The following is a 20,461-nucleotide window of genomic DNA, read 5'->3' as shown; positions in this document are numbered from 1 at the left end:
GCTGCGGAAGCTGGTCGCGCTGACCCGCGCCCCCGCCGCGCTGACGGTGCTGGGCGACACCGCGGTCGGCGCCATGGCGGCAGGGCGGCCCTTGCGGGGGCGCCGCGTGCTGCTGCCGGTGGCTTCGGTCGCGCTCTACTGGACCGGGATGGCGCTCAACGACTGGGCGGATCGAGAACTCGACGCCGTGGAGCGCCCGGAACGGCCCATCCCCTCCGGACTGGTCAGCGCGGATGAAGCGCTCGGCGTCGCAGCGGTGCTCCTATCCTGCGGACTGATCGCCGGGGCGACCGCGGGGCGGGCCGAAGGACGACTGGCAGCGGCCCTGGCCGCCGCCGTGATCGGCTACGACACGGCCTTCAAAGGCGGTGCGGCCGGTCCCGCCGCGATGGCCGCGTGCCGCGGACTCGACGTGCTGCTCGGCGCGGGGGGAGCCCGCGAATCGTGGCCAGCGGCGGGTGTCCTCGCGGCGCACACCTGCTCGGTGACCGCGCTGTCGCGCGGCGAGGTCAGCGGTGCGGACCACCGCACGGTCGCCGCCGCACTGGGCACGACAGCGCTGACCGCGGCGGTGGCTGCCGCCGGGGACTGCGCGTCCAGCCGCCACCGCATCGCCGCACTCGGCGCGTCGGTGCTGTACGCGGCGCAAGTCGGGACCGCCCAGCTCCGCGCGTACCGGAATCCGGTGGCGGGCAACGTCCGGGACGCGACCCGGGCTGGCATCCACGGCATGGTTCCGCTGCAGATCGCCCTGATCGCACGCCGCGACATCCGATCGGCGGCGCTGCTCGCGGCGGTGCTGCCAGCGGTCCGGTACTTCGGGAGGAAGGTGTCGGCGACGTGACCGGACTGCGCTTCGGCTATGGCACCAACGGATTCGCCAACCACCGGCTGGTGGACGCCGTGCACCTGATCGCCGACCTCGGCTACGAAGGGGTGGCGCTGACCCTCGACCACCACCACCTGGATCCGTTCGCCGAGGACCTGGCCGAACAGGTGCGCCGGATGCGCGCCCTGCTGACCCGGCTCGGCCTGTCGGTGGTGGTCGAGACCGGTGCGCGCTACCTGCTGGATCCGCACGTCAAGCACCACCCGACGCTGGTCTCGGCGGACAGCGGACGCCGGGTGGAGTTCCTGCGGCTGGCGGTGCGCATCGCCGCCGACCTCGGCGCGGAGGTGGTGTCGTTCTGGTCCGGGATCCGACCGTCCGATGTGGACGCTGCTGCGGCGGCGCGGCAGCTGGCCGACGGAACGGCCCGCGTGGTCGAGGAAGCCGGGCGGTGCGGCGTGCGGCTCGGGCTGGAGCCCGAACCCGGCATGTTCGTCGAAACCGTCGACGACGCGTTGGAGGTCCGCAGGCGGCTCGGTGATCCGGAGCCGCTCGGCATCACGCTCGACGTCGGCCACTGCGTCGCGGTGGAACAGGACACCGCTGCCGAATGCGCGCGTCGGTTGCGCGACCTGCTGGTCCACGTGCAGCTCGACGACATGCGGCCCGGAGTGCACGAGCACCTTGAGTTCGGCGCGGGACAACTCGACCTGGTCGACACCCTGCGGGCGCTGGACGAGGTCGGGTTCACCGGGCTCGCGGCCGTCGAACTCCCCAGGCACGGCCACGCTGCCCCGAAGGTCGCCCGCCGCGCGATGGACGCCCTGCGCCAGGCGTGGCAGCCGTGGCTGGCCGAAGCGCTCGCCGAGGTGCATCGGGACCCGGTGCGCATCGCGACGTTGTTCCCGGCGGTTGGTCGCCACGTCGGCCGCCATCCCGTCCACCGGACCGATCCGCACGGGCTGGTGCACGGCACCGTCGACGACCGGGCACGCGGGCAGCTGCTGCGAACCCTCGCCGAAAGCACCGAACCCGACCGGCTCGCGGCGGAAATCGCGACGTTGTACCGCTACGGCGACGACGCCGAACGCCGCGGCGTGCTGCGCGCGCTGGGCCAGCTCGACGCGTCACCCGAGCTCGTCGAAACTGGTGTCGACTTGGTGCGAGACGCGTTGCGCACCAACGACGTTCGGCTCATCGCCGCGGCCCTGGGCTCGTTCGCCCAGCACCTCGACGACCACTCGTGGCGGCACGGCGTGCTCAAGTGCCTGTTCACCGGTGTGCCGCTGGCCGCCGTCGCCGACTGGCCGCGGCGCACCGACGATGAACTGCGCCGGATGGTCGCCGACTTCGCCGCCGAGCGCCGCGCCGCCGGGCGCAGCGTGCCCGATGACGCCCACGCACTCCTGGAGGCTTGATGCGCATCTTCGACCCGCACATCCACATGACCTCCCGAACGACCGACGACTACGAGGCGATGCACGCCGCCGGGGTCCGCGCGCTCGTGGAGCCCGCGTTCTGGCTCGGCCAGCCGCGCACCAACGTCGGATCGTTCACCGACTACTTCGACTCGCTGATCGGCTGGGAGCGCTTCCGCGCCGCGCAGTTCGGCATCCGCCACCACGCCACCATCGCGCTCAACCCCAAGGAGGCCAACGATCCGCGCTGCCGCGAAGTGCTCGACGTACTGCCCCGCTACCTGGCCAAGGACGGCGTGGTGGCGGTCGGCGAGGTCGGTTACGACTCGATGACGCCGGAAGAGGACGACGCGTTCGCCCACCAGCTCCAACTGGCCGTCGAGGCCGACCTGCCGGTTCTGGTGCACACCCCGCACCGCGACAAACCGGCTGGCACCCGCCGAACCCTCGATGTGGTGCGCGAATCCGGGCTGCCGCCGGAGCGGGTGCTCGTCGACCACCTCAACGAGGTCACCATCGATCTGGTGGTGGAAACCGGCTGCTGGATGGGTTTCTCGATCTACCCCGACACCAAGATGGACGAGGAACGCATGGTCGCGCTGCTGCGCGAGTACGGCCCGGACCGCGTGCTGGTCAATTCCGCTGCCGATTGGGGACGTTCGGACCCGCTGAAGACCCGCGCCACCGGTGACGCCATGCTGCGCGCGGGGTTCACCGAAGCCGACGTCGACGAGGTGCTGTGGCGCAATCCGGTCGCCTTCTACGGGCAGAGCGGGCGGCTGAACCTCGATCCGCTGCCCGGATTCGCCGCCGAGACAACGACTTTCGCTGGCAACTCCGTGCTGCGCGGGGCCCGGCCCCAGGGGTGAGGCGATGCTGTCCTACTGCACGAACGTCCACCCGGCCGAAGACCTCCCCGGGGTTTGCGCACAACTCGCGCGCTTCGCCGCGCCCGCTCGCCGCGCCCTCGGCGTCGACACGCTCGGCGTGGGCTTGTGGTTGGCTGCGGACCTGGCCGAGCAACTGGCCACCGATCGCGCGGCGCTGCGCAGGCTGAGGTCCGAATTGGACGCCCACGGGCTCGCCGCGGTCACCCTCAACGCCTTTCCCTACCGGGGATTCCACGATCCGGTCGTGAAGCACCGGGTGTACCAGCCGCGTTGGACCGAACCGGATCGCTTGCGCTACACCGTGCACTGCGCGGAGGTGCTGGCCGCGCTGCTCCCCGAAGGCAGCTCCGGCAGCATCTCGACCCTCCCGCTGGGGTGGCGGGAGCCCTGGTCGGCCCGCGACGAGGCCGCGGCCCGCCGTCACCTGGACGAGGCTGCGGCGCAGTTGCGCATGCTGGCAGGCCGGACTGGTCGGCGGATCCGGCTCGCCGTCGAACCCGAGCCCGGGTGCCTGCTGGACAGCGTGTCCGACGCGCTGGACTGGTTGCCGGGCTGCGACACCGACCACATCGGACTGTGCTTGGACACCTGCCACCTCGCGGTGTCGTTCGCCGACCCGACAGCGACGGTGCACGCGATCGCGGCCAGCGGCATCGACATCGTCAAGGTCCAGGCGTCGGCCGCGCTGCACGTCGACGACCCGGTCGCGGCCCGGGACGAACTCGCCCGCTACGCCGAACCCCGCTACCTGCACCAGGTGCGGGAGCGCTCCACCGACGGGATCCTCGCCGCCGACGACCTCCCGCAGGCGTTCGACCAGCTTCCCGGGACCGGGCCGTGGCGCGTGCACTTCCACGTACCGGTGCACTGGGCGGCCGACTCCGCGTTGCGCCCGACGACCGACGTGCTGCGGGCTGCCCTCGCCGCACTGCCGGATCGGCGGCCGGACATCGAGGTGGAGACCTACACCTGGAACGTGCTGCCAGAACAGCCCGACGACCTGGCCGACGGCATCGCCGCCGAGCTCTCCTTCACCCAGCGGCTCCTCGACACCTTGGAGGTCCGGTGAAACCGGTCGTACTGCTCGACGTCGTGGGCCTGACCCCGGCGTTGCTCACCCACATGCCCAACCTGCGGTCCATCGCCCAAGACGGTTGGCGGGCCGAGCTGGGCACCGTGCTCCCCGCGGTCACGTGCAGTGTCCAGTCGACCTTCCTGACCGGCACGACCCCCGCCGAGCACGGCATCGTCGGCAACGGCTGGTACTTCCGCGAACTGGGCGAGGTCTTCCTGTGGCGGCAGCACAACGGCCTGGTGGGTGGCGAGAAGGTGTGGGAAGCCGCGCGCCGCAGCCGTCCCGGCTACACCGCCGCGAACGTCTGCTGGTGGTACGCGATGGGCGCGACCACGGACTTCACGATCACGCCGCGCCCGATCTACCACGCCGACGGCCGCAAGTCCCCGGACTGCTACGCCCGCCCGCCGGAACTGCACGACGAACTCACCGCGGAGCTCGGCGCGTTCCCGCTGTTCAACTATTGGGGTCCGACCGCCGGAATCACCTCCACCCGGTGGATCGTCGCCGCGGCGCGCCGGATCCTGCACCGCCACCGGCCCGATCTGCTGCTGTGCTACATCCCGCACCTGGACTACGACTTGCAGCGGTACGGCCCGCACGGCCCGCAAGCCCGCGCGGCTGCCGTCGAGGTCGATCGAGCACTGGCCGGACTGCTCGCCGATGCGCGCGGCGCCGGGGCGACCGTCGTGGTGCTCAGCGAGTACGGCATCACCCCGGTGCGCCGACAGGTGCACCTCAACCGAGCCCTGCGCCAGGAAGGCATGCTGGAGGTCTACACCCAGGCTGGCATGGAATACCTGGACCCCTGGACCTCGCGCGCGTTCGCCGTCGCCGACCACCAGGTCGCGCACCTCTACGTCCGCGACGATGCCGACCTGGAACGCGTCCGCGACCTGGTCACCGCGCAGCCGGGTGTCGATGAGGTGCTCGACCGCGCGGGACAGGCCAGCTTCGGGCTGGACCACCCGCGAGCCGGTGACCTCGTCGCCGTCGCCGAGCCGGACTCCTGGTTCACCTACTACTACTGGCTCGACGACCAGCGAGCACCCGATTTCGGCAGAGGAGTGGAGATCCACCGCAAACCCGGATACGACCCCGCCGAGCTGTTCCTCGACCCCGACGACCGCTGGGTGCGGGCGAAGGCCGCGATGAACCTGCTCAAGAAGAAGACCGGTCTGCGCTACGCGATGAACGTCGTGCCGCTCGACGGCCGTTTCGTCCGAGGTTCGCACGGACGCCTTCCGGACGACCCGGACGACGGCCCGGTCCTGCTGTGCTCCGATCCCCGCGTCCCGACCGATGTGGAACGCACCGGCCGATTGGCGGCAACCGATGTGCACGACCTGGTGCTGCAGCTGTCGGGGATCAACTGAGAAGGCAAGTTCTACAACCGAGCTACCCGAGAGGACGAGCTATGCCACTGCCCCGTCGAACCCTGTTGCAGACCGCCGCCCTGCTCGCCGCTGCCGGTGTGTCCGGCGTCGGCGCCACGCGCCCGGGCCGCATCCCACCGAAGGCCATCAGCATCCAGCTCTACACCCTGCGTTCGCTGCTGGACGCGGACGTCCCGGGAACACTGCGCCAGCTGGCCGACATCGGCTACCGCGTGGTCGAGACCGCTGGCACGCACGGTCGCAGTCCGGCCGAGTTCCGGGCGATCCTCGACGACTGCGGCTTGCGGGCGAGTTCCGGTCATGCCGGACTGGAAGGCGACATCGACGCGCTGATCGACGACGCGCGCACCCTCGGCCACCGCTTCCTCGTCGTCCCCTTCGCCGAATTCGGCACCGCCGACGGCTGGCGCGACTTCGCCGACCAGCTCAACGACGCGGGACGCAAATGCCGCGCGGCGGGGTTGCGGCTCGGTTACCACAACCACGACCACGAGTTCACCCCGGTCGACGGCGAACGCCCGTACGACATCCTGCTGCGGCGCACCGATCCCGAATTAGTCCACTTCGAACTGGACATCTACTGGGCGGTGCACGCGGGGCAGGACGCGCTGGCGCTGATCGACGAAAACCGCGACCGCATCCGCCAGTTGCACGTCAAGGACCGCGCCGAGGACGGCGGCATGACCGATCCGGGAACCGGGACCATCGATTTCCCGGCGATCTTCGACCACGCACGGGTCGGCGAGTACATCGTCGAACACGACAACCCAACCGACCCGCTGCGGACCGCCAGGGTCGGCTACGACTACCTGCGCACAGTTGACTGGTGAACCGCGACGTTCAGGACGATCGTCATGAGTGGGGCGTCCGCGTGTCGTCCCGTCTGCCTAATCGAATACCCGTCGACAAACCTCACCAAGGCAGCGAGTGCGCTAGGAGCTGCGAAACAGCAAACAATGTGAAAAGTCGGCCATCGCCCGTACGGTGCGACCTTCTCCATGTGTCGTTGGCAAGCGTCTTCCTGGAGCATCGACACTGGTCGCTCCGGTGCTCAGACGACGTTGCGGCCGTTGCGGGTCTTTGGCAGGACTCTGGCTACCAGCTCGGCGAATCCTGTTGTGGCAGCGGTGAAAGCGCTCGTAGCTTCTGACCTCTCGCAGACAGTCACCATGTCACGAGTAGTAGCCGAGACGTGACACGCGGCGCAAGAGCGCAACAGGTCTCTGCGAAGAGCTACATCGAAAACGGCTGGGAAGGTGAAGCGTTCATCGCCTTCAACTCGGCGGCGGACAAGGCAAAGAACACCTTGGACGACGTCTCCCAACCGTTGGCCGAGCTCACCAAGGCGCTGACGGGCATGGCGGACAAGTTCGAGCAGTCCGTCGGCGATGTGATGACCACGATTGCCGGGGTAGGAGGGATTCTTACTTCGATTGGTGGAATCTTGACCGCGTTGCTCGTCGCTCCGGAGCCGGTTGTGACTAAGGTGATCGGCATTATCGTCGCCATCGTCGGTGCGCTGGTGGCCTTGGTGGCTTACGCCGGAGCGCAGATCAAAGCGGTCGAGGATCGCCAGAAGGCTGCTGAGGCAGTCGTCAACGAGTGCACGGTCGTCATGCGGACGATCAAGAACTGACGGTGCTGGCTTAAATCGAGGGCCATGGCTATGGATATCGAAGACCGGCTCGCCCAGGCGATGCGGCAGCTGGAGAGCAACATCGAAAAGGCTCGTCGCAATCCGGAAGCCGTGCTGCAGGGGAGCTTTTCCGGGACGTCGCGGAACATCACGGTGTGGGTGGATGCGCTCGGGAGGACGGAACGCTGCCGGATCACACCCGGCAGTGTTCTGGAAGGCGACGAGGCGCGGTTGATCCAGGCGTTCCAGGAGGCGACCAGGAAGGCGCGTCGGAAGGCCGAGAACCTGGAGTTCGAGGACGAGGCGGAAGACCATCGCGAACCCGGCGCTGCCCGGCGCGGCTTTCCGGACGAGGACGAGGGGCCCCTGGCGTGGCTCCGATGAGCAAGCTGAGGGCATACGCAGTCGGTGGGCGCGGCATCCGGTTCGGCGTGCTGTTCGCCGGGATGGTCGTGTTCCTCACGTCGTGCTCGCAGCCTGCGAAGGGATACCGCGAAGATCCGGGTGCCTGCTCGCTGCTGCCGGAGCACAGCATCGTCGGGCAGCTCGGTCCGGAGGCCGTCCAGTTCCCGAATACCGCCAAGACAGGAGACACGGACACGACCCGGTCCAGCACCTGCGAATGGGAGTCCTTCCACCCGCCCCGATGGGGAAGTCCTCCGGCGAACGCGGTGATCGGCGTGACTGTCCGCGTGTCGGTGAGCGAGGACGGCGACCCGGACATCCGTGCCGCGGAGGACGGGTATCGGATGAAGGGGCGCGTCGGCCAGGTTCCGGACAAGCCGCCGGATGTGATCTGTGATGAGTCCCGGCACGGCTTCCGATCGGGCAGACCGGAGCCGACATCCGGTAGCCAGGTGGCCACCGTCGATTTCCGCTGTGCGAACGCCCACGTCACGGTCGAATACCGCGGATGGGGAAGTCGCGGCTTCGGCAACGACTACCTTCCACAAGCCGAGCACGAGGCGACTACTCGTGACCTTGCGCGGCAGGTTGCAGCCAAGCTCGGCGAGCCGAGGTAACCGCGAGGCGCGCATCCCGCGCTTCGCTTCGGCAGCAGCTGAGTAGAAAAGGTTCAAGTCCCTGAATCCTGTCCCGTAATGATCTTGAGAGCCTTCGGAATTTTTACATTGTTTTGTGCACCTAAAGTGCACTAGAACCCGACATCCTGCGAGCTCCGGCCGTCGCCAACTCCGACCGGCTGGAACAGACGCGAACACCAAACCTTCTGATCTCGTATCCATGGTCGCCGACACTTGGTGTTGTTTGCCCACCTGCCGTCACCTGCATAAAAGCAGGAACTGAAAGACGCGTTGCTTGTCGTTGGCGCACGTCTTTAGTGATCGATTACTGGCAGTTTCTTGGCACTTCGGCCATATCTACGCGGGGTCTCTGCTCACTACGATCATGCGGTGTGTTCGATGCCATCGAGGAAACACCGTTCCCATTACAGACCCTGATCGCAGCTGGCGTCGTCGAGGACTTCGCGGAGTTTGCGCGCGAAGGCCTCGGGTTGCCCGGCGTAGCCGAACTCGCCGCCGAGGAAGCCGCCGTGGTGGCTCGGGAACACCGCCGCCTGCTGGCCGAGCAGCTCGGCCGTCGCCACCGCGGTGCGTCCGGTGAGGACGTCCCGGGATTCCTCGCCGACAGCGATCACGATCCGCGTGCGCGCCGCGGCGAGCGCGTCGACGTCGGGTCGGTAGCTGGTGACCGCCGAAGACCGGTCGGAGAGCAGCGGGTCGTCGCGGGAGCCGTCGTCCTCGGTGGGCATTCCGAACGCGGCGGGGTCCGGCGCGGGCTGCGCGAAGTAGTCGTCGGTGAACTCGCCCTGCCACGAGGTCATCGTGATGAAGGCTGCCATACCCGCACCCCAGCCCCTGTTCTCGTAGGCGTCGCGGATACCGGTCTGGGCGCGCTCGACGGCCCGGGCGTCGGGGAGCAGTGGGATGAGCGGCGGTTCGTGCGCCACCAGGGTGGTCACGTCGTCGGGGTATGCCGCCACGATGGCGAGTGCGGTCACCGCACCGCCGCTGCTGGCGAACATCTCGACCGGGCCCGCACCGAGCGCCTCGATGACGGCGTGCACGTCGGTGGCCTGGATCCTGGGGTCGTGGTCGATCCGGCCTTCTTTGCGGGTGCTGCGGCCGAGGCCGCGCGGGTCGTAGGTGACCACGGTGCGGTCGGGGAAGTGCGAGGCCAACTCGCGGAATCCGGTGGCGTCCATCGGCTGGCCGATCATGACCAGCGGTGGGCGCCCGTCAGCGGTGGGCAACGGGCCGTGGACGTCGTAGACGAGGTCGACCTCGGGAGTTTCAAGCATCTGTGCAGCCATGACCGTATCGACCCCATCCGCGTCGTGAACTCATCGAACCCTACGTCCGCGCCCCGACATCCGACGGCCGAGCAGGTCTTGCTCGTCGAGCGCGCGGACATCGTCGAGGGCCGTGGTCATGCGAATCGCCTTCCCGGCGCGCCTTCTCAGTCGAGCCAGATGACGATTCCGGTCAGGCCGTTCAGCACGCTGGCGACGCCAGCGCGGACGGCGGCTGCGGTGCGCTCGGGGGTGAACGAGTCGGGGTCGTACGTCGAGGACATGCCGAGACCCTCACCGCGGTAGGAAGCGCCCGCCCAGTCTGCCGCGGTGACGTTCGCGGTGGGTTCGGCCAATTCGGCGCCGACGACGAGGAACTGCTGATCGAGGTGGTTGGGCGTCACCATGGCCAGCGGATCGATGAGGTCGTTGCCCGCGCTGATGATGAGGTCGGGCGCCAGGTCGAGGGCCTGGGTGATGCTCGGGATGAACTTCTCGGACCCGGCGGCGGTGATGGTCTTGAGGCTGACGTGCTCCGCCTCGGCCCACTCCGTCACGGCGGTCACGAGGGTCTTGGTCTGGGGGTCGTCTCCTGCGGTTAGCAGCACCACGCGGTAGCCCGGCGACGGATGGACCCCGGTCCAGGAGCCGGGGCTCGGCGTGATCGTCGCCTCCGGGGTGGGCGGTGCGGCGGGGTCGACGAATCCGGGGCCGAGGGCGCCGACCGGGGTGGGCTTGGCGTGCGGTCGGGACCAGTCGTCGGGGGAGCCGCATCCGCTGACGAGCACGGCGACCGCGGCTGCCGCGGCCAGCGTCCCGGCGACTCGAAGTCGCGAGCGCAAGGAGATCGTCCTCCGAGGGGTGGTGAGAAGGTCGCCTCCTTCCTACCCCGATTGCCAGCCGATTGCGATGCGCTGCGTGTCTCCGTCGAGATCCGGTCGCCGCTTGTTCGTTCTTGGACCGCCATTCGTTCACCTACTTGGAGCAGTCTGCGGTCGGACAACAGGAAGAGGAGTTCATGCCGCGCCTTCTCCGACGTCGTGCTCACGTCGTCGTCGCGACCGCTGTCGCGGCCGCGGCCGTCGTGCTGAACGCCGTGCCCGCTCTCGCGCACGGCTTCACCTCGACCGCCTACGTCGATGTCACCTCCGCCGAGACCGGGCACGTCCGCGTCGAACTCGGGCTGGAGTACGACCTGCTCGTCGTCTCGGCCGCCGACTACGAGCGGGATGATCCGCTCTTCCGGGAGGGCAACGCGGCGTTCGAGGCTCGGGACTCGGCCGCGCAGGCCGCCGCGCTCGACGCGCACGCCGACTCGGTCGTCAAGTACGTGACCGAGCGCTTCGGCGTCGCAGTTCCGGGGGCGGCGTGCACCCCGGCGCAGGACGGCGACTTCGCGATCGAGCAACGCGACGGCGTCCCGTACGCGCAGTTGATCCTCGATTACCGGTGCCCGGAATCCGCTGATGCGCACGAGGTGCGCAGCGGGCTGTTCCCGGACTCCGAGGGCTACGTGCGCGACACCAAGACGATCGTCACCTACGACCTCGACCTGAAATCCGGCAGCGCCGCCCTCGACGCGCAGCAGCCATCGTTTTCCACGCAGCAATCCCTGCCCGAGCGGTTCTGGGAATTCTTCCGGCTCGGAGCGGAGCACCTGCTCACCGGGCTCGACCACATCCTGTTCCTGTTGGCGCTGATCGCGGGATCACGCCGGCTGCGCGAGATCGTGCTGGCGGCGACGACGTTCACGCTCGCCCACTCGGTGACCTTCATCATCGCCGCTCTCGGTTTCGTGCGGGTGCCCGCTTCGTTCGTCGAACCGGTCATCGCCCTGTCGATCGCGGTCGTCGCGGGCTGGCCGCTGTGGCGGCTCTGGCGGGGTACCAACGATCTCGGGACGGCGGGTCACCTCAGCTTGGACCGGGTGGGCTGGACCCGGCTGGCGGTGACCTTCTGCTTCGGTCTCGTGCACGGACTCGGTTTCGCCGGGGCATTGGGGATCGAGGCGGCCTGGTCGTGGTCGCTGCTGTGGTCGCTGCTGGTCTTCAACGTGGGTATCGAGGTCGTGCAGCTGGCGATCATCGCGGCCGTCTTCCCGCTGCTCGCACTGCTGCGCCGCCGCGCACCGGTCGCGGCGCGGTGGACCACCGGGGTGATCGCAGCGGGTGTTTGCGCGATGGGCCTGGCGTGGTTCGTGCAGCGCGTTCTCGGAGTCTGACACTTCCGGTCTTCCGGCTCGCGCAACCCGCCCGACCGTCCAAATTCACCTGGACCACATCGACGCCGTTAACGCTGGCAACGCTTTTCAACATCACTCCGATTCGGAACGAGCGGAAACTCGATGAAGTTCATCAATTCGACACAGGTCTCCGGGCCTGTTCGACGACGCGTCGCTCGGGGCGCCGTCGCGGCAGTCATGGGTGTCACCGTGGCGTTCGGCAGCGGCCTGGTGACCGCGGCCCACGCCGACGATGCCGCGACGCCGACCGGCATCGTCCTGGGCGTCGGCGCCACCGAGGCCCAGCGCGTCGTCAGCTGGTACTCCTCGGTCGGCACCCCGCAGGTCGTGCAGATCGCTCCGACGGCCAAGCTCGTCGACGGCCAGTTCCCCGCGGACGCGGTCACCTTCCCGGCCACCATCGCCGCCAACAGCGTCAACGGCGGCTTCAACGGTCACGCGGCGATCGACGGCCTGCAGCAGAAAACCTCGTACTCCTACCGCGTCGGCACCGCGGACAGCTGGTCCCCGGCGTACTCCTTCAAGACGCAGGACTTCAAGGGCAACTTTGACTTCCTGTTCTTCGGCGACCCGCAGATCGGCTCGTCCGGTGACGTGGCGAAGGACGGCGCTGGCTGGGCGGACACGCTGAACGTCGCCCTCTCGGCGAACCCGAACGCGGAGCTGCTGGTCTCGGGTGGCGACCAGGTCGAGTCCGCCAACACCGAGACGCAGTGGAACGCGTTCCTCGCCCCCGACAAGCTGCGCCAGTACCCGTGGGCCGCCACCATCGGCAACCACGACGTCGGCGGCAAGGCCTACGAGCAGCACTTCTGGACCCCGAACACCGACCGTTCGGCGCCGTTCTACAACGGCAGCCCCGACACCCGGTCCGGCGGCGACTACTGGTACATCTACAAGGGCGTCCTGTTCATCGACCTCAACAGCAACGCCTACGCCAACGGCGCTGACGCGGCGCACATCGGCTACGTCACCGACGTCATCAACGCGCACGGCGCCGAAGCCGAGCACACGGTGCTCGTCTACCACCACTCGATCTACTCGCCAGCCTCGCACGCGAACGACGGCGACAACCAGCTGCGCCGCCAGGACTTCCCGACCGCGTTCTCGAAGCTCGGCGTCGACCTGGTCCTGCAGGGGCACGACCACAGCTACTCCCGTAGTTACGTGATCAAGAACGGTCAGAAGGCGAACCCGGACGAGCAGCCCGGTGCCACCCAGGTGCAGCAGGGCCCAGGCGGCGTCATCTACGTGACGGCGAACTCCGCGTCGGGTTCGAAGTACTACGACCTCACCGCTCCGGACCCGACCAAGGACCCGAACTACGGCCCCGACCCGCTGAACCCCAACAGCCACTGGGCCAACTCGGTCGAGAACCAGGAGCACGTCCGCACCTACGTGAAGGTCCAGGTGCTCGGCGACAAGCTCGTCGTCGAGAACCTCCGCAGCGGCACCTGCGATGCCCCCAACGCCGCGGTGGAGCTGGGCCAGGAGTCGTGGTGCGGCCCGAACAGCGGCGCCAGCGCTGCTCAGCCCGTCGGTTCCGCCGTCGACAAGGTTGTGATCCACCGCAACAACGGCAACCACGGCAACCAGGCCGGTGCGCAGGCGCCCGCCCCTGCTGAATCCGCCTGGCTTCAGTAGAACGACCGAGGAGCGGCGCCGGGACTCCCGCGCTCACCGCGCTGAGCTGATCCGGCCGCTCCACCCGGTGGGGTGGGCACCGTCGAGTGCCCACCCCACCGCGCGTTTTCCATCCCGCCGCTCCCGAACTGCCCGAGGATCACCAGATGCACCCGTTCAGACCGCGTCCGACCACATCAGCCGGAACCCTCGTCCACGCCGCCGCCGTTGTGCTGCTGGCTGCGATCAGCCTCGTCGGATTGGGGGCGGGACCCGCTTCGGCGGCGGACGGCGACGTCCCATGGACGGTCCGGACGGGCTCCAACGACTTCGGGGCCGACCGGCAGAACTACAGCTACACCCTCAACCCGGGCGGGCAGCTCGCTGACGGTCTGGTGGTCGTCAACCACGGCACCACGCCGCTGGACCTGGCCGTGTACGCCGCCGACGCGTTCACCACCGACGCGGGCCAGCTCGACCTCGTCCCGAAGGACGCGACGTCAACCGGTGTGGGCGCCTGGGTCCACCCGGGCCGAGACCACCTGACGATCCAGCCCGGCGAGACCGTCGAGGTGCCGTTCACCGTCGCGCTTCCGGACAACGCCACGCCCGGCGACCACATGGGCGGCATCGTCACTTCGCTGACGCAGGCCGGTGCTGGGGATCGGGGCAACGTGGAGCAACGTCGCGGCATCCGGATCCGGCTGCGCGTAGGTGGGGAACTCAACCCGGGCCTGTCGGTCGAGGACCTGCGCGTGCACTACCCGGGCACGCCCAACCCGGTCGGGGACGGCGACGCCACCGTCACTTACACGATCCGCAACACCGGCAACGCCATCGTCAAGGCTCGGCAAGCAGCGTCCGTTTCCGGCCCCTTCGGGCTCTGGGGCGTCTCTTCGGAGCAGGTCGACGACTCGCCCGAGCTGCTGCCGGGCGACACCTGGAAGGTCTCCGCGCCGGTCCACGGCGTGGCTCCCACTCTGCTGCTCACCGGGACGGTCAGCCTCGTCCCGCTGCTCACCGACGCGTCGGGCTCGACCGCCCCCCTCGCCGCCGTCGAGACCACGGCGCACGCCTGGGCCATCACCTGGGTGCTGCTGCTCGTCGTCGCCCTGTGCGGGCTCGTCGTCGTGATCGTCGTTTCCCGACGCCGCCGCAGGAAGGCCAAGCTGCGCAAGAACAATCGCGCCGAGGACACCGGCGCGCCGGAGGTTCGCGCCCGCGAGACCTCCGACCAGTAGCCGACTCGCACTGACGTCGTGGGGCCAACGCCGCACCAGCGGTCAGGTCGCGGCGGTGATGCGGAGGACGTTCCAGGACAGCGGCGGGAGCGCTGCGGTGAGGACGCCGCGGTCGATGCTCGCGCCGGTGAGCCGCGTTGGCCGGACCCGGTCGGGCTGCCGCGCGGTGTTGCGGGCATGGCGGTCGGTGTCGGTGAGCACGCGGTGCTCCAGCACGCGCGAGGCACCCGCCGCGCGCAGGTCGGCGACGAGGTCGAGCGGTCGGTTGGTGCTGCGGTTGACGGCGAACAGCGTGATCGTGTCGTCGTCCTCCTGCACCGCGGCGGAGTGCAGCAGGTCGACCTCGCCGTAATCCGCGGTCTCGTGGCGGGTGGAGCGCGGTTCGGTTCGCAGCACCCGGCCCCGTCCGTGCCGTGCCGCGTCCGCGAAGGGGTAGAAGGTGGTTTGCCGCCACGCCGCGCCGCCGGGCTCGGTCATGATCGGAGCGATCACGTTGACCAGCTGCGCGAGGCAGGCGACGGCGACCCGGTCGCAGTGCCGCAGCAGGGTCACCAGGAGGCTTCCCACCACGACCGCGTCGGTGACCGTGTAGCTGTCCTCCAGCAGGCGCGGGGCGATCTCCCACGCCGGCTCGGTCGCGGGATCCCGCCGCCTGCGGTACCAGACGTTCCACTCGTCGAAGGACAGCTGGAGGCGCTTCTTGCTGCGCAGCTTCGCGCGGACGTGATCGCAGGTGGCGACCACGGAGTCGATGGAGTGCGCCATGTCCTCGGCCGACGCTAGGAAGCTGTCCACATCGCCGTCGACCTCTTCGTAGTAAGCGTGCAACGAGACGTAGTCCACGTGTTCGTACGCATGCTGGAGCACGGTGCCTTCCCACGCGGCGAACGTCGGCATCGACGAGTTCGAGCTGCCGCAGGCGACCAACCGGACGTTCGGGTCCGTCATCCGCATGATGCGTGCTGCCTCGGCGGCGACCCGGCCGTATTCCTCGGCGGTCTTGTGGCCCAGCTGCCACGGTCCGTCCAGTTCGTTGCCCAAGCACCACAAGCGGATTCCGTGCGGCTCGGGCACGCCGTGCGAGCGGCGCAGCTCCGACCACGCGGTGCCGCCGGGGTGGTTGCAGTACTCCAGGAGTTCGCGCGCCTCCTGCGGACCGCGGGTGCCCAGGTTCAGCGCCATCATCGGCTCCACACCGGCGACTTCGGTGAACCGCATGAACTCGTTGAGCCCGAACTCGTTGGTCTCGATCGAGCGCCACGCCGGGTCGAGGCGGCGCGGCCGCTCGGCCACCTGTCCAACGCCGTCCTCCCACCGGTAGCCGGACACGAAGTTGCCGCCCGGGTACCGGACGAGCGTCACACCCAGCTCACGCACCAGCTCCAGCACGTCCCGGCGCAGGCCGTCCGCGCCAGCCGTGGGGTGCTCCGGTTCGTGGAGTCCGGTGTAGACGCATCGGCCCAGGTGCTCGACGAAGGAGCCGAACAGGCGCGGATCGACCTCGCCCACCGCGAAGGCGGGGTCGACGGTCAGCTCGGCTTCGGCTCGGTCCGCATGGGCGTTCATGGCATCCTCCCGGTTGAGACGGGTCTTCAGCGCCCAGACCATGGTGGGCGATAAGTCGAACAGCACGAAGCCGGGCAGCGGAAGATCACCACGGCCATGATGCTCTGGAGACGCGGCCGCCGCGCGGGCACATCGATCCTTTGTGGACGATCACTCGCCGACGTACCAGGTCGCGGTGTCGGTGTGCGTTGCCCCGTCGCGGGTTCCGGTGACCACGACGTCGTTCGCCCCGGTCGACAGCCGCACGTCAGGCCAGGTGTAGATGTGGTCCGACGACGTCCTCGCGCCCATCGAGACGCCGTTGACCGTCAGGGTCACCGAATCAACCGTCCCGTAGACCTTGACGGTCGTCGTGGCATCGCTGCGGTTGGTCCACCGCTTGCTGGTCAGGTGGACGAAGGGGGTGGTCGTCCAGTTCGCCTTGTACCAGAAGAACGAATCCTTCTTCGTGGCCCGGTCGAAGGTGACCAGACCCTTGTCGTTGCGCCCCGGGGTGTCGCCTTCCGCGCGGCCGTCGGAAGCGAAGTCGAACATGTTCCACACGAACGTCCCCCACAGGAAGGGGCGGCTCGCGATCTCCTTCCAGGACTGCTCGTGGACGAGGCTCTGGTACTCCTCGGGATGCCATTCGCCGTCGGTCACCGGGGGCTCGGGATCCTCCTCGTGGTGCAGCACGCTCGCCCCGGCGCCGTACTCGCTGATGCTCATCCTTCGGCCGGGATCCTTGGCGTGCAGCTGATCGGCCCACGCGCCGGGCCCGAGCTCCGAGGTGTCGTACCAGCCGTAGTACTTGTTGTAGCCGATGACGTCGGTGTGGTTGGCCAGCTCGTCGGTGTCGCCCTGGTTGGTCGCGTAGGTGGACAGGCGGTCGGGATCCTCGCTGCGCACCAGCCCCGCCAAGCCGTCCAGGACCTCGTTCGTCGCCGCGTCGTTGGTCCGCTGCTCGTTTCCGATGCCCCAGAACAGGATCGATGGGTGGTTGTAGTTCTGCCGCACCATTTCCACGAGCTGCTGCTGGATGTTCGCGCGAAACGCGTCGCCGTCGGTGATCTCGTCGACCAACGGCACCTCGGTCCACACGAGGTAACCGCGTTGGTCGGCGAGTTCGTACACCTGCGGCGCCTGCTGGTAGTGCGCGGTTCGCAGCGCGTTGACGCCCATCTCGTCCATCAGGTCGAAGTCCTGGACCCGGTCGGACGCGGAAACCGCCCATCCTTTGTCCAGGCGGTCCTGATGTGCGTTGACGCCGTGCAGCGGGACGTGCCGACCGTTTAGGAACAATCCCAAGTTGGCGTCGATGCGGTACGAACGCAGGCCCAGCGGGTTGGTGACGGCTTCGGTGACGGATCCGCTGTCGGCGTCGATCACCTCGACGATGGCGCGGTACAGGTACGGATCGGATTTTCCCTGCCACAGGTGGGGATTCGGGATCTGATGGTAAGTCGCCGCCGCCGTCCTGGCCGTCTTCGGCGTTCCAGGTGTGCGGCACGGTGACCGTCGACCACTGCCGGTCGTCGAAGGTCGGCGCATGCGCGTTCGGAACATCGGTGCGGGTGAATCGCCAGTCCGCGTTGAGATCGACGTGCTCGCGCCCGCCGGGTGCCGCGTCGGCAGGTGGCGTCGTCGGCGAGAGTGCGGTGAGCACCAAGAGCATCGACAGGACAGCGAGGAGAACATGCCAGCGGGAGAACGGAAAGCGGAGCACAACAGCACCTCGCGTATTCAGATGTGTGAACAACCTCTCACGCGCTGAACGGCTTAGGATGTTAACGCAGCGTCGCGGAGCGGTCAACGCCAGGTAACCGTGCCAATGCGGGTCAGCTGATGGCCAGGGCATCGACCCGGCCGGACCTTCGTCCGATGTAGACGGTTGCCGGGCCGGTGTGGTCCACGATGATCGCGGTGACCGGGTCGTCGTCGCGGGCCCCGCCGACCGGGCGGAGTTCGTGGCCCGGTTTGGTGGCGGGGCCGATTCGCCACACCAGCACGTTGCCGTCCTGGTCGCCGCTGATGAGCGTCTGCCGGTGGCCCGGTACCCAGGCGAACGCGGTGACCGCGGACTGGTGGCCGGTCAGCACGACACCGGGACGGCCGGTCGGTCCGGCACCGGAGAAGTCCCAGCAGGTGAGGACTTCCGCGGATTCGCAGGCCAGCCACCGGCCGCCGTCTTCGAAGGCCAGCTGGGAAACCGTGGCGGGGAAGCCCGACATCCGGAAGTCCGAGCCGTCGGCGACCTTCCAGCCGTGCAGCGTCGCGTCCTGGCTGCCGCCGACGACCCAGCGCCCGTTCGGCGCGGCGGTCAGCCCGGAGATCGCCCCCGGCGCGTCCAGGGTGTTGGTGATCCGGCCGGTTTCCGGCTCGAAGATCGTCACGCCCCGGTAGGTCGACGCCGCGACGCGACGGCGACCCCGGGGCCACAGCACGTTGGTCACGGTGCTGGTCAGCGGCGCGGAGCTCCAGCGCGTCGTGCCGGAGCGATCCAGCACCCGAACTCGTCGGCCGTCGGCGACGGCGAGGTACTGCGAGCGCCTGTCCCATGCCGCCGATGCCGACCACCCGGCGCCCTCGCTGTGCAGCACCGCGCCGTCGGTGGCGCCCCACAGCCGCAGGCTGCCCATGCCCAGCGCGGCGATCCGCGTCGCGTCCGGGCTGGCGGCGATGGCGAGCAGGGCGTCGTCGAGGTCCCGCTCGTATCGCAGCGTTCCGTCGGGGTCGAAGACCCGGAGCACGCCTTCGGAACCACCGGCCACCAGGGAATCCGGCGTGCTGGGGCCGCCCGGCAGCACGTCGAGAGCGACCACGGGCTCACCGACTTCGACCTGCCAGCGGGGCCGCAGCGACGAATTGTTCGCGAGCGCGGTCATGCGGACGCTCCCGAGGTATCCGGTTCCAGGCATGCTCGGAACTCCTGTTCCAGCTGTTCGCGGTCGAGGTTGCGGCCGATGAACACCATCCGGTTCCGCCGCGGTTCTCCGTCCCGCCAGGGCGCGCCGAGATCGCCGTCGTGCAGCATGTGCACGCCTTGGAAGACGTAGCGCTGCTCGGAGTCGACCAGGTTCAGGATTCCCTTGCTGCGGAACAGATCCGCGCCGCGCTCGCCGAGCAGCGCGCCCAGCCACTCGTTGAGCTTCTCGACGTTGACCGCCCCGTCGGCCTCGATGCCCACGCTGGTCACCGAGAGATCGTGCTGGTGATCGCTGTCGATGAGGAACTCCGGCTCGTCCGCGAGGATCCGGTCCAGGTCGAAGGCGTGCACCCCCAGCACGTCGCTGAGATCGACGTCGGCGTGCTGGGCGGGCAGGATCCGCACTCCGGCGTTGATGCCGTGGATCCGGCGCCGGACCTCCTCGGTCTCGGCCGCGCCGACGAGGTCGGTCTTGTTCAGCACCACCCGGTCGGCGAAGGCGAGCTGCTCGACGGCCTCGTTCTCGGTGCCTTCGGGCTTCTCATCGTCGAGGTGGGCGATGATGTGCTTGGCGTCGACCACCGTCACGATCGCGTCCAGGCGCAGCCGGGTGCGCAGCGTGTCGTCGACGAAGAAGGTCTGCGCGACCGGGGCCGGGTCGGCGAGGCCGGTGGTCTCGACGAGGATCGCGTCGAAGCGGTCCTTGCGTTTGAGCAGCGCGCCCAGGATGCGGATCAGGTCGCCGCGCACGGTGCAGCAGATGCAGCCGTTGTTCATCTCGAAGACCTCTTCTTCGGCGTCGAGCACCAGGCCGTCGTCGATACCGACTTCGCCGAACTCGTTCTCGATCACGGCGATGCGCATGCCGTGGTGCTCGGTGAGGATCCGGTTGAGCAGCGTGGTCTTGCCGGATCCGAGGAATCCGGTGAGCACGGTGACTGGTACTCGGGCGTCGGTAATGCTCATCGTGGTGAGTTCTCCCCTTCGGGTTGGGTGGTCAGGATTTCGCGGACGGCCTGTTCGTCCACTTCGGACATCGGGGCGTGAATCGTCCAGCGGCGCCCCGAACCATCGCCCAGGACCGCGATCTTGGTCTCGATGGGCGGGCATCCGGGCTCGGCGCAGGCCAGTTGCTGGACGGTCACCGCCGCCTGCGGGGCGAGGTCGAGGGTGACGCGCACCAGGTCGGCGATTTCCGCGGCTTGGTCCGCGCGCGCCGGGTCGGGTCGGCTCGAACGTCCCAGGAGTCGGTTCAACGCTTCGCTCATCGCACCTCGCACCCGTCGGCAACCACAGCCTAGATGATAACGACAACCATTTTCATATAG

19 protein-coding genes are annotated in these 20,461 nt (G+C 68.8%); 12 read left to right on the top strand and 7 right to left on the bottom strand.

The window, feature by feature from the left end:
* Window position 1: 1 nt before the first annotated feature.
* From ACTWQN_RS02810 to ACTWQN_RS02770, 9 genes are all read left to right on the top strand, one after another.
* Window positions 2–844 carry an SCO3242 family prenyltransferase gene (locus tag ACTWQN_RS02810; protein ID WP_443202007.1) on the top strand — a complete coding sequence of 281 codons (843 nt, stop codon included), beginning with the start codon at window positions 2–4 and terminating at the stop codon, window positions 842–844.
* Complete coding sequence (locus tag ACTWQN_RS02805; RefSeq protein ID WP_443201708.1) at window positions 841–2,247, top strand: EboA domain-containing protein; 1,407 nt, start codon at window positions 841–843, stop codon at window positions 2,245–2,247. Before ACTWQN_RS02810 ends, ACTWQN_RS02805 begins: the two co-directional genes overlap by 4 nt.
* Window positions 2,247–3,116, top strand: coding sequence for a TatD family hydrolase (locus ACTWQN_RS02800; RefSeq protein WP_443201707.1), 870 nt, complete (start codon window positions 2,247–2,249; stop codon window positions 3,114–3,116). The genes ACTWQN_RS02805 and ACTWQN_RS02800 overlap by 1 nt, the downstream gene beginning before the upstream one ends.
* Window positions 3,117–3,120: 4 nt before the next feature.
* Complete coding sequence (eboE, locus tag ACTWQN_RS02795) at window positions 3,121–4,206, top strand: metabolite traffic protein EboE (protein WP_443201706.1); 1,086 nt, start codon at window positions 3,121–3,123, stop codon at window positions 4,204–4,206.
* The gene (locus tag ACTWQN_RS02790) at window positions 4,203–5,588 is read left to right on the top strand and encodes an alkaline phosphatase family protein (protein WP_443201705.1); all 1,386 of its coding nucleotides are present in this window, start codon (window positions 4,203–4,205) and stop codon (window positions 5,586–5,588) included. Before eboE ends, ACTWQN_RS02790 begins: the two co-directional genes overlap by 4 nt.
* Before the next feature lie 41 nt (window positions 5,589–5,629).
* Complete coding sequence (locus ACTWQN_RS02785; protein WP_443201704.1) at window positions 5,630–6,439, top strand: sugar phosphate isomerase/epimerase family protein; 810 nt, start codon at window positions 5,630–5,632, stop codon at window positions 6,437–6,439.
* Window positions 6,440–6,801: 362 nt separating this feature from the next.
* Window positions 6,802–7,245 carry a WXG100 family type VII secretion target gene (locus tag ACTWQN_RS02780; RefSeq protein WP_443201703.1) on the top strand — a complete coding sequence of 148 codons (444 nt, stop codon included), beginning with the start codon at window positions 6,802–6,804 and terminating at the stop codon, window positions 7,243–7,245.
* A gap of 30 nt (window positions 7,246–7,275) precedes the next feature.
* The gene (locus ACTWQN_RS02775) at window positions 7,276–7,629 is read left to right on the top strand and encodes a YbaB/EbfC family nucleoid-associated protein (protein ID WP_443201702.1); all 354 of its coding nucleotides are present in this window, start codon (window positions 7,276–7,278) and stop codon (window positions 7,627–7,629) included.
* Complete coding sequence (locus tag ACTWQN_RS02770; protein WP_443201701.1) at window positions 7,626–8,267, top strand: hypothetical protein; 642 nt, start codon at window positions 7,626–7,628, stop codon at window positions 8,265–8,267. The genes ACTWQN_RS02775 and ACTWQN_RS02770 overlap by 4 nt, the downstream gene beginning before the upstream one ends.
* Before the next feature lie 425 nt (window positions 8,268–8,692).
* On the opposite strand, the gene ACTWQN_RS02765 is transcribed toward ACTWQN_RS02770, so the two are convergent.
* Both ACTWQN_RS02765 and ACTWQN_RS02760 read right to left on the bottom strand, forming a co-directional pair.
* On the bottom strand, window positions 8,693–9,565 hold the full coding sequence (locus ACTWQN_RS02765) for an alpha/beta fold hydrolase (protein ID WP_443201700.1): 873 nt from the start codon (window positions 9,563–9,565) through the stop codon (window positions 8,693–8,695).
* A gap of 158 nt (window positions 9,566–9,723) precedes the next feature.
* Window positions 9,724–10,398: a type 1 periplasmic-binding domain-containing protein gene (locus ACTWQN_RS02760; RefSeq protein ID WP_443201699.1), complete on the bottom strand. Its 675-nt coding sequence runs from the start codon at window positions 10,396–10,398 to the stop codon at window positions 9,724–9,726.
* Window positions 10,399–10,574: 176 nt separating this feature from the next.
* Here ACTWQN_RS02760 and ACTWQN_RS02755 point away from each other — a divergent pair, with 176 nt between their 5' ends.
* The 3 genes from ACTWQN_RS02755 (at window position 10,575) to ACTWQN_RS02745 (ending at window position 14,662) form a co-directional block, all read left to right on the top strand.
* Complete coding sequence (locus ACTWQN_RS02755) at window positions 10,575–11,777, top strand: HupE/UreJ family protein (RefSeq protein ID WP_443201698.1); 1,203 nt, start codon at window positions 10,575–10,577, stop codon at window positions 11,775–11,777.
* A gap of 210 nt (window positions 11,778–11,987) precedes the next feature.
* Window positions 11,988–13,442 carry a purple acid phosphatase family protein gene (locus ACTWQN_RS02750; protein ID WP_443201697.1) on the top strand — a complete coding sequence of 485 codons (1,455 nt, stop codon included), beginning with the start codon at window positions 11,988–11,990 and terminating at the stop codon, window positions 13,440–13,442.
* Between the two features lie 146 nt (window positions 13,443–13,588).
* Window positions 13,589–14,662 carry a WxL protein peptidoglycan domain-containing protein gene (locus tag ACTWQN_RS02745; protein ID WP_443201696.1) on the top strand — a complete coding sequence of 358 codons (1,074 nt, stop codon included), beginning with the start codon at window positions 13,589–13,591 and terminating at the stop codon, window positions 14,660–14,662.
* A gap of 42 nt (window positions 14,663–14,704) precedes the next feature.
* On the opposite strand, the gene arfA is transcribed toward ACTWQN_RS02745, so the two are convergent.
* The 5 genes from arfA to ACTWQN_RS02720 form a co-directional block, all read right to left on the bottom strand.
* Window positions 14,705–16,228, bottom strand: coding sequence for an arabinosylfuranosidase ArfA (arfA, locus tag ACTWQN_RS02740; protein WP_443201695.1), 1,524 nt, complete (start codon window positions 16,226–16,228; stop codon window positions 14,705–14,707).
* A 150-nt stretch (window positions 16,229–16,378) separates the two neighbouring features.
* Window positions 16,379–17,758: a glycoside hydrolase family 2 protein gene (locus tag ACTWQN_RS02735; protein WP_443201694.1), complete on the bottom strand. Its 1,380-nt coding sequence runs from the start codon at window positions 17,756–17,758 to the stop codon at window positions 16,379–16,381.
* 287 nt (window positions 17,759–18,045) lie between these two features.
* Window positions 18,046–19,125: a WD40 repeat domain-containing protein gene (locus ACTWQN_RS02730; protein ID WP_443201693.1), complete on the bottom strand. Its 1,080-nt coding sequence runs from the start codon at window positions 19,123–19,125 to the stop codon at window positions 18,046–18,048.
* Entirely contained in the window at window positions 19,089–20,099 is a 1,011-nt protein-coding gene (locus ACTWQN_RS02725) for a CobW family GTP-binding protein (protein ID WP_443201692.1), read from the bottom strand. Before ACTWQN_RS02725 ends, ACTWQN_RS02730 begins: the two co-directional genes overlap by 37 nt.
* Complete coding sequence (locus ACTWQN_RS02720; protein ID WP_443201691.1) at window positions 20,096–20,401, bottom strand: hypothetical protein; 306 nt, start codon at window positions 20,399–20,401, stop codon at window positions 20,096–20,098. Before ACTWQN_RS02720 ends, ACTWQN_RS02725 begins: the two co-directional genes overlap by 4 nt.
* Between the last annotated feature and the right edge of the window lie 60 nt (window positions 20,402–20,461).

It is taken from the genome of Saccharopolyspora antiqui (assembly GCF_052246905.1).
Taxonomy (GTDB): Bacteria; Actinomycetota; Actinomycetes; order Mycobacteriales; family Pseudonocardiaceae; genus Saccharopolyspora.
Note: the sequence above shows the minus strand (reverse complement) of the source record. Positions and strands in the feature narration are given on the sequence as shown.